Below are 12,955 nucleotides of genomic sequence, written 5' to 3'. Positions count from 1 at the left end.
ATGACTGTTAAACAAGCATTAAAACGACCAGAAGTCTTAGCTCCAGCTGGGACTTTGGAAAAACTAAAGACAGCCATTCGTTATGGTGCGGATGCCGTGTATATTGGCGGCAATGCTTATGGATTACGTAGCCGCGCAGGAAACTTCACCTATGAACAGATGGCAGAAGGTGTGGCATTTGCAAAAGAACATCAGGCAAAAGTGTATGTTGCAGCAAATATGGTTACTCATGAACAAAACCAAGCGGGTGCCGGAGAATTTTTCCGTGAATTGCGTGATGTGGGAATTTCTGCAGTAATTGTTTCTGATCCAGCCTTAATTGAAATTTGTGCGACAGAAGCACCAGGCTTACCGATTCATTTATCAACCCAAGCGTCAGCAACTAACTACGAAACACTTGAATTTTGGAAAGAAGAAGGGCTAGAACGAGTAGTCTTAGCGCGCGAAGTTTCTATGGAAGAAGTGGCGGAAATTCGTAAAAATACGGATGTTGAAATTGAAGCTTTTATTCATGGTGCCATGTGTATCTCTTATTCAGGTCGTTGTACGTTGTCTAATCATATGGCGATGCGTGATGCTAATAGGGGTGGTTGTTGCCAATCCTGTCGTTGGAAATATGATTTATATGACTTGCCATTTGGTGGAGAACGTCATAGCTTAACAGAAAATGGGGCTGTAGCAGAAGAGTTTTCAATGAGTGCAGTGGATATGTCAATGATTGAACACATTCCTGATTTGATTCAAAACGGTGTTGATAGTTTTAAAATTGAAGGCCGTATGAAATCGATTCATTATGTTTCAACCGTTGCCAATGTTTATAAAGCAGCCGTGGATAGTTATATGGCAGATCCTGAAAATTATGTCTGCAAGCAAGAATGGATTGATGAGTTATGGAAAGTTGCGCAACGTGAACTTGCGACTGGCTTTTATTACAAGACACCTTCTGAAAATGAACAACTATTTGGAGAACGACGAAAAATTCCTGAGTATAAATTTATAGGTGAAGTGTTAAATTATGATGAAATAACACAAATCGCAACAATTCGTCAACGGAATCTTTTTGAAGTAGGCGATGAAATTGAATTTTATGGTCCAGGCTTCCATCATTTTGAGCAAGTTGTGCATGAAATGTATGATGAAGAGGGACAAAGTATTGATCGTGCACCTAACCCGATGATGATTTTAACGATGCCAGTGACGCAACCGGTTCAACCTGGCGATATGATACGTAAACGCAAATAAACTTCCAAGCTAAAACAGAAAAAGTCAATCTGTTTTAGCTTTTGTTTTTTTGGTATATGATACAGAAAAAAGGAGGGAGAAAGGATGTCACCAACACTTACGTTTGCCTTTGGCGGTGTGACGTTTTTTGGTATTTTACTACTGTTGAGTGTATTGCTAAAGTTGACGGGTGGGCGTTTTTGGTCACTGCCATTCGCGATAATGAATCCACAGTTGGAAGCTAAAATTGGTGAACAGTTGCGGGTATTTATTCTAAAATATATTCCAGTGCCATTTGTTCTCTTTTTACTCTTGTTTTTATATGAAATATGGCGATATTAGGAGGGAAAAATGAAAATTGAAGAAGTCATGACAGTAACAGAGTCTCATTATCATTTATTATTAGATGCCGATCCTTCACGTGAATTGGTGACGGAATATCTGCAACGAGGCAGGTTATTTGAGGCACGCATTGCTAAAAAAGTGGTAGGAGTGCTAGTAATCTTACCTACACGTCCTGAAACGCTCGAAATTGTCAATTTAGCAGTGGATGAACATTACCGAGGGAAAGGAATTGCGCAACGATTATTGAAACATGCCTTAGTTGTGGCAAAAGATGCTCAGTATAAAACCCTTGAAGTAGGTACAGGAAGCACCGGAGTTGAGCAGCTTTATTTATATCAAAAGTGTGGGTTTCGTATGACGCATATTGATCGTGATTTTTTTGTACGGCATTATACAGCACCGATTATTGAAAATGGCTTGGTTCTAAAAGATATGGTGCGCTTATCTCAAGATATCTGAAATTCTTGACGGATAGGCAGGGCAATGATAGCTTGAAGAGTGAAAATGATTGGAGGAAATACTGTGAAAACATTTGATTATATTGTTATCGGGGGCGGTAGCGGGGGAATTGCCTCGGCAAATCGTGCAGGAATGCATGGTGCGAAAGTTTTGTTAATTGAAGGAAATGAACTAGGTGGTACCTGTGTAAACGTTGGGTGTGTACCTAAGAAAGTCATGTGGCAAGCAAGCGAAATTTATGAAACGATTAAACGTGATGCAAAGAGTTACGGTATTTATCCACATGTGGAAAACTTCAATTTCGGTGAACTTGTGGATAACCGGGAGAAATATATCGACTTTTTACATGGAGCGTATAAAAAAGGCTTAGATAGCAACAGTGTAGAGGTGATAAAAGGTTATGCACAGTTTGTGGATAACTCTACAGTTGAAGTAAATGGCGAACGTTTTACTGCGGCAAATATTTTAATTGCTGTAGGAGGACGACCAAGTGCATTAGATGTACCTGGTGGGGAATATGCCATTGATTCCAATGGATTTTTTGAATTAACTGAAGCACCAAAACACTTAATTGTACTTGGTGCAGGGTATATTGCTGCCGAAATTGCAGGTGTAATGAATGGGTTAGGTAGCAAAGTTTCATGGGCTTTCCGTAAAGAACGTCCATTGCGTCATTTTGATAAAATGCTTGCTGATAATTTGGTTGAAATTTACGAAGAACAAGCGATGACGATTTATGCAAATTCAGTTCCTGCGAAAATTGAAAAAAATGGAAATAACTATACGGTTACTTTTGAAAATGGTCATACGTTAACTGGAGACTGCGTATTATTTGCGGGTGGACGTAAACCGAATGTGGATAACTTAGGACTAGAAAATACTGAGGTTAAATTAGATGATCGTGGATTTGTCCACGTGGATAAGTTCCAAAATACAACAGCGCAAGGAATTTATGCGATTGGCGATGTAATTGGTAAAATTGATTTAACGCCAGTTGCGATTGCGGCAGGTCGTCGTTTATCGGAACGCTTGTTTAATGGACAAACAGAATTATATCTTGATTACAACTTAGTACCAACTGTTGTATTCACCCATCCACCAATCGCAACTATTGGTTTAACAGAAGAAGAAGCGTTGGAAAACTATGGGGATGAAGTAAAAGTATATCGCTCTCGTTTTACGCCCATGTATTTTGCGTTGAATGACTATCGTCAAAAATGCGAAATGAAATTAATTTGTGTAGGCAAAGAAGAAAAAATTGTAGGATTGCATGGCATTGGTAAAGGTGTCGATGAGATGTTACAAGGCTTTGCTGTGGCAATTAAAATGGGTGCAACAAAAGCCGATTTTGATAATACGATAGCTATTCATCCAACTGGTGCGGAAGAATTTGTTACGATGCGTTAAGGAAAAGCCTGATCGTTGAGCGATTAGGCTTTTTTTACGAACAATTTGTAGCTTTTATGCTGGAATTCGTCTTGAGACATTGACCTGTACGTAGGAAAATTGTAGGATGATGGCAAGGTTCTTTTGTTAATTGACAGAGAAAGGGTTGCGTGGGAAAGCTGTGAATACGATGCTTCAATTTATTTGTTCATTTTTCGATGTTCAAATAGGAGAACCTTTAATTTATATGATTCGTTAATGAATGTTGGTGTGATAGTCAATTAAGATTTTTTTCGAACTTATTTCATATTATGGCTAGCATGCAAGGACAAATTCGACGACGAAAAGTACCAAAAATAATTTTTGAGGAAGTGTAAAAATGAAAAAAGAATTTTCAGTCAAAACCATTGTTGCTATTGGGATTGGCTCGGCAGTATTTGTTATTCTAGGACGTTTTGTTTCGATTCCAACAGGTGTTCCAAATACAAATTTAGAAACAACCTATCCATTTCTAGCATTAATGGCGGCATTATTTGGTCCGGTTCCGGCAGCGTTAGTTGGTTTTATTGGTCATACATTAAAAGATTTAACGTATGGGAATCCTTGGTGGTCATGGATTGTTTGTTCAGCAATTGTTGGATTTATTTATGGAGTAGCTACGCAGAAAATCAAATTAATGAATGGCGAATTTTCCAAAACAGATATGATTCGTTTTAACGTTATGCAAATTGTCGGGAATGCGGTTGTTTGGGGATTCATTGCGCCAACCTTAGATATTTTAATCTACAGTGAACCCGCAAATAAAGTGTATTTCCAAGGATTAATTTCAGCAACAGTTAATTCGATTGCAGTTGGTATTATCGGTACGTTATTGATGAAAGCCTATGCGTCCAGACAAACGAAAAAAGGTAGTCTCAAAAAAGATTAAAAAAGAAAGAAGGGAGAGTGTGTCTGTTCCTTCTTTCTTTTTGCGATAATATCATTTATGACAAAATTTTGGTAAGATTGGAGAAGAATAATAACTGAGGAGAAGACAATGACAGAACCAATAATTGTATTTAAAGATTTTTCATTTCAATACAATAGCCAATCAGAACCAACTTTAAAAAAAATCAATCTTACTATCCAGTCAGGGGAAAAAGTTTTAATTGTGGGACCATCTGGTAGTGGAAAATCAACTTTTGCCCATTGTTTAAATGGATTAGTTCCCAACCAATATGCAGGGGATATCACTGGCGAGGCATGGATTGCCGGCAAAAAATTGCAAGAGACCTCGTTATTTGATTTGTCGTTTACGACCGGTACAGTTTTACAAGACACGGATGGACAATTTATCGGCTTGACTGTGGCCGAGGATATGGCATTTGTATTGGAAAATGATGGAGTTGCTCTAGCAGAAATGCGTGAAAAAGTGTCGCGCTGGGCAGAGCTAGTAGATGTTGCAGAGCAATTGGATAAGCGACCACAAGATTTATCTGGTGGACAAAAACAACGTGTTTCGATGGCAGGTGTGATGATTGATGATGCGCCATTGCTATTATTTGATGAACCGTTAGCTAATTTAGATCCAGCTGCAGGAAAAGCTGCGATTGAACTGATTGATTCACTACATCAGCAAACCCAAGCAACGGTAGTTATGATTGAACATCGCTTAGAAGATGCGTTAGCTAAACCATTTGATCGAATTATTGTTTTTAATGATGGTCAAATTGTTGCGGACCAAACTCCCGATGAATTGTTAAAAACTTCAATTTTGGCAGAAAATGGTATTCGTGAACCATTGTATGTGACGGCTCTAAAATATGCGCAGGTTGATTTACAAAGGGTGAACCATTTAGCTGATGTGACGCAAGTAGCAGGTGCACAATTAGCAGAAAAAATGGCAGACTGGCAAAGTAATTTATTTGATTTAGAGACATCGGATGAAACAGCTGTTTTGCTTGAGGTAAAAAACCTGAACTATCGTTATCGTCCTCAAGATGCAAATGTTTTAAAACAATTAACTACGCGTTTTTACCAAGGAGAACGCCTAAGTGTTGTTGGGAAAAATGGTGCAGGGAAATCGACTTTATTCAAGGCTTTATGCGGTTTTGTACGTCCAAAAGGCACTATGGAATGGCAAGGTCAAGACATCGGTAATGACTCGATTAAAGAACGCGCGGATAAAATTGGATATGTTATGCAAAATCCTAATCAGATGATTTCACAAAAAATGATTTTTGATGAAGTTGCATTAGGATTACGATTGAGGAATGTTGATGAAAAGGAAATTGAGCAGCGTGTTTTTCACGTGTTAAACGTTTGTGGTTTATATCCATTTCGTAATTGGCCAATCGCAGCTTTAAGTTATGGTCAGAAAAAACGTGTAACCATTGCTGCTATTTTAGTTTTAGAACCGGAAATGTTGGTGTTAGATGAGCCAACTGCTGGACAAGATTTTCGCAATTATTCAGAAATGATGGCATTTATTGAGGAGCTTAATCACCTAGGTAAAACAATTGTCATGATTACACATGACATGCACGTAATGCTTGAGTATAGCGATCGTGTGTTAGTGATTAAAGATGGGGATATTTTAGCAGATACGACACCGATTCAGCTGCTAACAAATCAAGAATTAGTGCAAGAGGCATCTTTAAAAGAAACCAGCCTATTTACATTTGCAAAGCAGCTTGGTCTAGCGGATCCAATTGCGTTTACACGTAAGTTTATTCAATACGATCGGGAGGTACGCAAGCGATGAATCAACAAACATTAGGTTATCATTCAGGTAAGACAGTTTTGCATCGCTTAAATGCTACAGCGAAGATGCTTTTTCTATTGATAGTAACTATCGCTACAATGACAACATACGATACGCGCTTTTTAGTGTTTGTAGGTGTAGCTTCATTAGGATTGTTTAAATTAGGCAATATCCAGTGGCATCAAATTTCCTTTGTCATGAAATTTATTTTATTTTTTTCGTTGTTAAATATTTTGGCAATCTATTTATTTGAACCAGAATATGGCGTTTCTTTGTATGGTACACGGCATGTATTATGGATAGGCTGGGGACGTTTTACCTTTACACAAGAAGAATTATTTTACCTAGGTAATGTTGCACTAAAGTATTTTAGCACGATTCCATTAGCATTAACATTTTTGCTAACCACCAATCCTAGTAGTTTTGCGTCCAGTTTAAATAAATTAGGTATTAGCTATAAAATTAGTTATGCTGTAGCGCTGGCATTACGTTATATTCCTGATATTCAAGAAGATTTCTTTAGTATTTCCCAAGCGCAACAAGCTCGTGGCTTAGAGATGTCAAAAAAAGGAAAATTTTCGCAACGAATAACAGGCATCTCTCAAATTGTATTACCTTTAATTTTTTCAAGTTTAGATCGAATTGAAACTATTAGTACTGCTATGGAATTGCGTCGTTTTGGTCAAAATAAAAAACGCACGTGGTATGTAGAAGAACCTTTTAAAGTGAGTGATTATCTAGTTATCTTCTTAGCGTTAAGTTTGTTTTTGATAACATTGGCGTTGTTTCATGTCAACGGAGGTCGTTTTTATAATCCGTTTATGTAAGTTAACCGAGGAATTCGACTAACTTTTTCACTTAAGTAACAACCTTATCAAACGACTATCAACTATTAGGAACAAGTCTCTAAAAGTGAAGAGGCTGCATGCCAATCGCTTTGGAAAATATGAAAAGAGGAAAGTAACCATGAGTTTAACTAAAAGCGAATTAACCCAAACTAGAACTGAAATGGCTAAAAACTATGAGCAACTCAATATGTCACCAATCGACATTCAAAAAGCATTGAATTTTAGTCCCTTAGATTTAAAAAATGCCTTAGAAGTAGTGCCACATTATAATCCGACAAATGTTTGGAAATTGCGTGATTACTTAGAAGAAAAACTAAAAGAACAAGGCAAACCATTTTATCCTTTTTCGATTCTTACGATAAATAGATATTATCCCTATGAAAAAAATTGGTAGGGCACTAAAATAGCGGGTAAACTCATCCGTCGATGAATTTATCCGCTATTTTTAGTTTTGTCTCGTCAAAATACTTTCAGTAATTGACAATAAGGTTTCTTTGGTTTGCAAAGAATTGTTTGGTAATTTGTTAATGCCTTTAATGGCTTGTTTGGTATAATCTGCAGCTAACGCTTGTGCTTTGGTTACGCCACCTAAGTCATGCACCAGTTGATGAACGTATTGTGCGTCTTCATGAGTCATGGCTTCTTTTTTTTCTAATAAAGGAACAAGAGCCGCACGATTTTCTTGTAACGCATACAATAAAGGTAAGGAATAAATGCCTTGGCGTACATCTTCTAGTACGGGTTTGCCAATGGTAGTAGCTGATTGGCTATAATCTAAAATATCATCAATCATTTGAAAAGCCATCCCGATTTGTTGCCCAATCTCACTAGCCTTTTTGGCAAAATGAGTCGTTGTACCACTTTCCAAAGCTCCGATAAAACAACTCAAAGCAAAGAGTTCGGCAGTTTTACCGGAAATATTTTCGAGATACGCATCTACCGTCATATCTACATTGTAATGATTGTCCATTTGACCTAATTCACCAGACAGAATTTTCTCCATACTGCGCGAATTTAGTTGTAAGCTTTTCATTGAGCCGGCATAATCGGCCATTAATTTAAAACAGCTGACAAAAAGATAATCCCCTGCGTAAACAGCAGTTGTATTATCAAATTTGGCACGTACGGTCGGCAAATTCCGACGAACATCAGCTTCATCAACAATATCATCATGAATCAAAGTTGCTGTGTGGAGCATTTCAATTGCAGCTGCAAGAGCGACCGCTTTTTGCCGGTCTTGCTCAGGACCAAATTGGGAAAAAAGGAGCTGATAGGCTGGACGCAAAAGTTTTCCACCTGCTTGTATCATTTCTAAAATGGCCTGCTGCACAGGTTTGTTTTTTAATTGGATGGCGTTTTCCATTAATGCCAAGGTTTGAGTTAACTCTGGTTGTAAGCGTGGATACGCCTGCCACATTGGATGAATTTTCATAAAAATCTCCTTTGTTACGTTTTCCATGAGACGTGTGTCTGTTCTTCATATTCAGTTTGAAAGCGGCGCAAGGTGTCAACACGTTGTAATAGATAGTTTGCAGAGATACCAATCGCAATACCCGATAAAATGCCTAAAAACGAAAGGATTGGCAGATAAAGCATAACCGTCCATGATTGGGCAATCCATGAAGCAGTGACCAATTGTCCAACATTATGCATAAATCCCCCAGTTGCACTGATACCAATGATACTGACGCGTTTTGGCCCAAGCTGTTTGACGAGGAGCATACCACCATAACTTAATAATGCTCCGCTCATACTATACAAGAAAGTTGAGATAGTTCCCCCAAGTAAAGTGGTCAAAATCAATCGCATCCAAAGCAACATAAAACTTTCTCGTTTAGGCATTGTAAACAAAGGGTAAATTGTAAAATGAAATGCATAAGGAAATAAACGAAAAAATCATGTAGATACGATATACTTGTTAGCAACCAAACCAAAAGTATAAGGGGTATCTACATGACCAAAAATAATTGTATCACAGAAAAGCGCACCTTCAAACAACTTACTGACATCCAACGCGGAATGCTGGAACAGATGGCGAAAAGCGGCACCTATAAACAAGCTGAAATGGCGCGAGAATTAGGGGTCAGCCAACCCACTGTTTCTCGTGAGTTGAAACGCGGTAGAACGCGCCAGCTTGACTATAAGCGCAATTATTACGAGCAGTATATTGCCGCCTCAGGCGCACGGGTTTATAAAGAAAATCGTGAGAACTCGCATGCGCGGGATCATAATAAATATTCTGCGGCTTTCCTTGCTGCCTTACCTGAAAATCTAGCACCCAAGAAGGGGTTGCGGATTTATAGTGTGGATACTTTTGTACACTCTTATAGAAAGTTGCACCCTGACGAACGCGTACCATGCACGAAGACCGTTTACGCTTTGATAAATGCTGCCGTACTTCCAATCCGTAATATCGATTTGCCTATGAAGACTAGGATGCGGCCACGAAAAACAACCGTTTCTGAACCTAAAGGTCATAACGCTAAACACTTGGGACGCAGTATCGAAGAACGCTCTCCAGAAGTACTCTCGAGGGAAGAATTTGGGCATTGGGAAGTTGATTTAGTATTAGGTAAGAAAACAAAAAATGAGCCTGTCATCATCACTATGGTTGAACGGAAAACACGCTACTGCCTCACTAAGAAAGTTTGGGGAAAAGGCGCAGCGCTGGTTCAAAAAGGCGTGCTTGACTTGATGAAAAAACAGGGGCTAGAACAGTTCAAGTCACTCACAACTGATAACGGCTCTGAGTTTTCAAGTCTGTCTCTTATCGAAAGCATTGCTGAAGACGTTCAGGTTTTCTTTACTCATGCGTATGCTTCTTGGGAGAAAGGAACGAACGAAAGGCATAACCGCATGCTCCGAGAATTTATCCCAAAGGGAGTCACTCTGCGTCCATTGTCCTATTCGTATTTACTGGAAGTAACCGATACGATCAACCACAAACCAAGAAAAATAATGGGCTATACAACACCTGCAGAACGCCTTCAGGAAGAACTGGCCGATTTACAAGCAGCTTAAGGTGTTTTGTTGGTTCTATAGGATAAGAGAATAGATTAGCTGAGTCAAGAGCCGCTTTGCTCCTTCTCTTGACTCAGCTAACCTATCCTCTTGGGTCAGAACCACCAACAACTCACCTGAAAAATGGTAAGGGATGAAACACTCCCTGCCGTCAATGGCTTCAAAGCATTGGTAATACTGGATTATTGAGTAATTCGCTGTCTATAAAGGTTTTTAAAATTTTTTATGCATTTGATATTGCAATTAAGCATTGTAAACAAAGCAATAATTGTAATTAAATTGGCTAAACCTAATTTGGCTCCCGGTGCAAAAGCAAAAGGATAGGGAATCATATTTTCAATCAGGCCAATAATGACTCCTTGAGCAACTAGTAACGCAATAAAAATAATTCTTCGTAATCGGCTCATAATTAACGACGACTAATAAATTAAATCGTCCATGTCACTCCCATCTGCTGTTTGAATTTCAATTACAAGTTTATGCGGGAGGCACACGATGGTCTCGCCATTTTTTGATGCCCAACCACGGCGGACACAAATTTGATCGCCACAATCGGCTTCTTTAATGCGGATACGATCGCCTTGAATTTCAATTAAATTTGAATCGCCATCGTCATCTTCGTATAAGTAAGTAAATGTTTCTTGCCCTTCAATTAAATCAAAGGTTTTAATTTCTTCTCCATCAACACGTAAAATCGCCCGTTTTTCGACAACTGCCGATTCGGCTGTTTGTTGCATAGAGAAAAGGATAATGGGTAAAAAAGAACTCACAATCAAGACCAAAACGATGACACCATCCCATGGTTTTAATCGGCTATTTTTGATAAATTCTTTCATGTTCACGAGAGGGTCCTCCTTTTGATGACTTCTTTTTTATTCTAGCATAAACTAAAAATTCTGTATAAACATTTTGAAAATGGCTGGAACGTGATGAAATCTCTGTCCCAGCCATTATCTTTATTTTTTATTTTTGACCATACATAGATTTCGGTTTTCCGTACCACCAATTACCCAGTGTACGTTGTAACCATGGAATTACCCAACGGTCTAATCCGACTGCACGACCAGAACCATTCATTAAGGCAAAGGCAACTGGAATAAACCAGATATTTACCCAGAAGAACATTCCTGATAGACAGAATGTTGCAACTAAAACAATTGTTGTGGCACTAAATAACCAAGTGAAAAGACCTGCAATAATGGCAAGTGCAATTCCAATTTCAATAAAGACCATCATTTTTTGGAAGAACATCGCAACTTCCATATTTGGCATTACGACTTTCATCACGCTAACAAACCAATCAGGAGCTTTTTCAAGTACGGCCATTGGTTGTTCGCCATAACCATAACTTAAACCAAAGTGAGCGACTGTTTCTACTGCACCAGCACCCGCATCGGTTGCACCACTTGCAGCACTGGCAACATCAGCACTTGCTGAACTTGCAGCATCCGTTGCTGCTTGATAATCCCATGTCCAAGGGAAGACACTGTCACCTTGGAACCATGAACCTTCGCCAAACCAGGTACTTGGTTTGAGCCATTCACCTTCACCCACAATTTTCTTGAAGGCTTCTAGTAACCAAACTAAACCGTAGAAAATACGTAGTGGTACACTCCATAAGACATTTCCGTAACGAGAAGTATGTCCACGTGCTACGTTGCGGTCATCTTTAATATGGAAGAATTCATGCATCATATATTGGAACATATAGTAACCAGAACGAATATCAAAGAAGTATTTCAAGTTTACGATATGTTTCATGATAATGGCTAAGAAACCACTTAAATGAATTTTATTGAATAAGTTTGCCACACCCCATTTAGCACCGACAGAAACCATAAATCCTTGATAGTTTCCTTTAAACTTATGTTTTTCGCCACCTTTAATTGCTGCAACAATATTGCTTGCAGCTGTGTGACCAGTTTGTTCGGCTGCTTGAACGATTTGTGGTGTTGGTGTATTTGGAAATTCTTCGTAGAATACTAAGTCACCGATAACGTAGATATTCTTATCTTCGTAACCTTTTGCTTCCATGTATTCATTAGCAACTAGACGATTTCCACGAGCTTTTTCCAACCCAAAGTCTGCTGCATCAGAAGTTGCTTTAACCCCAGCTGTCCAAATTAACGTATGTGTTGGAATAGTTGAACCATCTTTTAATTTAATGTAGTCTGGTGCAACTTCAACGATTGGTGCGTTTAAAACTAACTCAACGTTTTTGGCTTTTAAGTAACGTTCTGCTTTAGCAGCGTCATTACGACCTAACATATTTAAAATAGTTGGCATTGCTTCAACAACTTTTAAAGTAATTTCGCTTGGATCTAATTTGTAATCTTTCGCTAGACGATCTTTCCAGTCGATTAATTCACCAATCATTTCAATCCCAGTAAACCCAGAACCGCAGACAACGAATGTTAGCATAGCTTTACGAACGGCTACATCAGGTTCTAAGGCAGCTTTGGCAACAGTTGATAAAATGTGTTCACGAATGCGAACGGCATCTTCAAATGACCATAATGTAAAGCCATTTTCTTTAACGCCAGGAGTACCAAAGTCATTTGGCTCGCCACCCATTCCTAAAACCAAATAGTCAAATGGGTATGAACCTAATTTTGTTGTTACGACTTTGTTCTCTTTGTCAATTGATGTCACCGTATCTGTGACCAATTGTACATTTTTCTTACGGGCAAATAAGCGTTGTAAGTCGTATTGAATGGCATCTGGTTCTACACGTCCTCCAGCAACTTCGTGGAGCTCAGTCATCATCGTATGATAAGAGTGGCGGTCGATTAACGTGATAGTGACATCGCTATCTTTTTTAAGCTTTTTAGCTAAAAACTTAGTTGCAGATACACCAGAGTATCCAGCACCGACAACGACAATATTTTTCTTTGTCATTGAAAATCTCTCCTTTAATAGTAAAAATATAATG

The 12,955-nt window shown here is 38.6% G+C and carries 12 protein-coding genes and 2 pseudogenes; 9 read left to right on the top strand and 5 right to left on the bottom strand.

All coding sequences use genetic code 11. The annotated features are described in order from the left end of the window. The 8 genes from AC4BC7_RS11385 (at position 1) to AC4BC7_RS11350 (ending at position 7,396) form a co-directional block, all read left to right on the top strand. Positions 1 to 1,242 carry a peptidase U32 family protein gene (locus AC4BC7_RS11385; protein ID WP_490502901.1) on the top strand — a complete coding sequence of 414 codons (1,242 nt, stop codon included), beginning with the start codon at positions 1 to 3 and terminating at the stop codon, positions 1,240 to 1,242. A gap of 84 nt (positions 1,243 to 1,326) precedes the next feature. Beyond that, complete coding sequence (locus AC4BC7_RS11380; protein ID WP_490502900.1) at positions 1,327 to 1,563, top strand: hypothetical protein; 237 nt, start codon at positions 1,327 to 1,329, stop codon at positions 1,561 to 1,563. A 9-nt stretch (positions 1,564 to 1,572) separates the two neighbouring features. After that, a complete protein-coding gene (locus AC4BC7_RS11375; protein WP_490502899.1) occupies positions 1,573 to 2,025 on the top strand; it encodes a GNAT family N-acetyltransferase in 453 nt (150 codons plus the stop codon). A gap of 63 nt (positions 2,026 to 2,088) precedes the next feature. Next, positions 2,089 to 3,432, top strand: coding sequence for a glutathione-disulfide reductase (gene gor / locus AC4BC7_RS11370; RefSeq protein WP_207941503.1), 1,344 nt, complete (start codon positions 2,089 to 2,091; stop codon positions 3,430 to 3,432). Positions 3,433 to 3,790: 358 nt separating this feature from the next. Further along, on the top strand, positions 3,791 to 4,339 hold the full coding sequence (locus tag AC4BC7_RS11365; RefSeq protein ID WP_207941502.1) for an ECF-type riboflavin transporter substrate-binding protein: 549 nt from the start codon (positions 3,791 to 3,793) through the stop codon (positions 4,337 to 4,339). 108 nt (positions 4,340 to 4,447) lie between these two features. Further along, entirely contained in the window at positions 4,448 to 6,154 is a 1,707-nt protein-coding gene (locus AC4BC7_RS11360) for an ABC transporter ATP-binding protein (RefSeq protein ID WP_490502898.1), read from the top strand. Next, positions 6,151 to 6,981 carry an energy-coupling factor transporter transmembrane component T family protein gene (locus AC4BC7_RS11355; RefSeq protein WP_490502897.1) on the top strand — a complete coding sequence of 277 codons (831 nt, stop codon included), beginning with the start codon at positions 6,151 to 6,153 and terminating at the stop codon, positions 6,979 to 6,981. The genes AC4BC7_RS11360 and AC4BC7_RS11355 overlap by 4 nt, the downstream gene beginning before the upstream one ends. Positions 6,982 to 7,120: 139 nt before the next feature. After that, positions 7,121 to 7,396 (top strand): DUF2316 family protein, encoded by a 276-nt coding sequence (locus AC4BC7_RS11350; protein ID WP_207941499.1) that lies wholly within the window; start codon positions 7,121 to 7,123, stop codon positions 7,394 to 7,396. 51 nt (positions 7,397 to 7,447) lie between these two features. Here the strand turns inward: AC4BC7_RS11350 and AC4BC7_RS11345 are convergent, their stop codons facing one another. Further along, entirely contained in the window at positions 7,448 to 8,434 is a 987-nt protein-coding gene (locus AC4BC7_RS11345) for a polyprenyl synthetase family protein (RefSeq protein WP_207941498.1), read from the bottom strand. 14 nt (positions 8,435 to 8,448) lie between these two features. Continuing rightward, positions 8,449 to 8,889 (bottom strand): annotated as a pseudogene (locus AC4BC7_RS11340) (Gx transporter family protein); the annotation flags it as partial. Positions 8,890 to 8,955: 66 nt separating this feature from the next. Here AC4BC7_RS11340 and AC4BC7_RS11335 point away from each other — a divergent pair. Beyond that, positions 8,956 to 10,023 (top strand): IS30 family transposase, encoded by a 1,068-nt coding sequence (locus tag AC4BC7_RS11335; RefSeq protein WP_490502703.1) that lies wholly within the window; start codon positions 8,956 to 8,958, stop codon positions 10,021 to 10,023. Between the two features lie 248 nt (positions 10,024 to 10,271). On the opposite strand, the pseudogene AC4BC7_RS11330 reads toward AC4BC7_RS11335, so the two are convergent. The 3 genes and pseudogenes from AC4BC7_RS11330 to AC4BC7_RS11320 form a co-directional block, all read right to left on the bottom strand. Next, a pseudogene (locus AC4BC7_RS11330) lies at positions 10,272 to 10,430 on the bottom strand (Gx transporter family protein); the annotation flags it as partial. Between the two features lie 12 nt (positions 10,431 to 10,442). Continuing rightward, positions 10,443 to 10,865 (bottom strand): NusG domain II-containing protein, encoded by a 423-nt coding sequence (locus tag AC4BC7_RS11325; protein WP_207941496.1) that lies wholly within the window; start codon positions 10,863 to 10,865, stop codon positions 10,443 to 10,445. Between the two features lie 121 nt (positions 10,866 to 10,986). After that, positions 10,987 to 12,921, bottom strand: coding sequence for an NAD(P)/FAD-dependent oxidoreductase (locus tag AC4BC7_RS11320; RefSeq protein WP_207941495.1), 1,935 nt, complete (start codon positions 12,919 to 12,921; stop codon positions 10,987 to 10,989). Between the last annotated feature and the right edge of the window lie 34 nt (positions 12,922 to 12,955).

The sequence above is a fragment of the Enterococcus sp. AMC1623 genome (assembly GCF_058216495.1).
This window is presented reverse-complemented; position numbering and strand designations above follow the sequence as displayed.

Bases quoted from the DNA above. Each gene is read 5' to 3' on its own strand.
- AC4BC7_RS11375 (WP_490502899.1), top strand. From the start codon at position 1,573: ATGAAAATTGAAGAAGTCATGACAGTAACAGAGTCTCATTATCATTTA.
- AC4BC7_RS11345 (WP_207941498.1), bottom strand. From the start codon at position 8,434: ATGAAAATTCATCCAATGTGGCAGGCGTATCCACGCTTACAACCAGAG.
- AC4BC7_RS11360 (WP_490502898.1), top strand. From the start codon at position 4,448: ATGACAGAACCAATAATTGTATTTAAAGATTTTTCATTTCAATACAAT.
- AC4BC7_RS11385 (WP_490502901.1), top strand. From the start codon at position 1: ATGACTGTTAAACAAGCATTAAAACGACCAGAAGTCTTAGCTCCAGCT.
- AC4BC7_RS11355 (WP_490502897.1), top strand. From the start codon at position 6,151: ATGAATCAACAAACATTAGGTTATCATTCAGGTAAGACAGTTTTGCAT.
- AC4BC7_RS11380 (WP_490502900.1), top strand. From the start codon at position 1,327: ATGTCACCAACACTTACGTTTGCCTTTGGCGGTGTGACGTTTTTTGGT.
- AC4BC7_RS11365 (WP_207941502.1), top strand. From the start codon at position 3,791: ATGAAAAAAGAATTTTCAGTCAAAACCATTGTTGCTATTGGGATTGGC.
- AC4BC7_RS11335 (WP_490502703.1), top strand. From the start codon at position 8,956: ATGACCAAAAATAATTGTATCACAGAAAAGCGCACCTTCAAACAACTT.
- AC4BC7_RS11320 (WP_207941495.1), bottom strand. From the start codon at position 12,921: ATGACAAAGAAAAATATTGTCGTTGTCGGTGCTGGATACTCTGGTGTA.
- AC4BC7_RS11350 (WP_207941499.1), top strand. From the start codon at position 7,121: ATGAGTTTAACTAAAAGCGAATTAACCCAAACTAGAACTGAAATGGCT.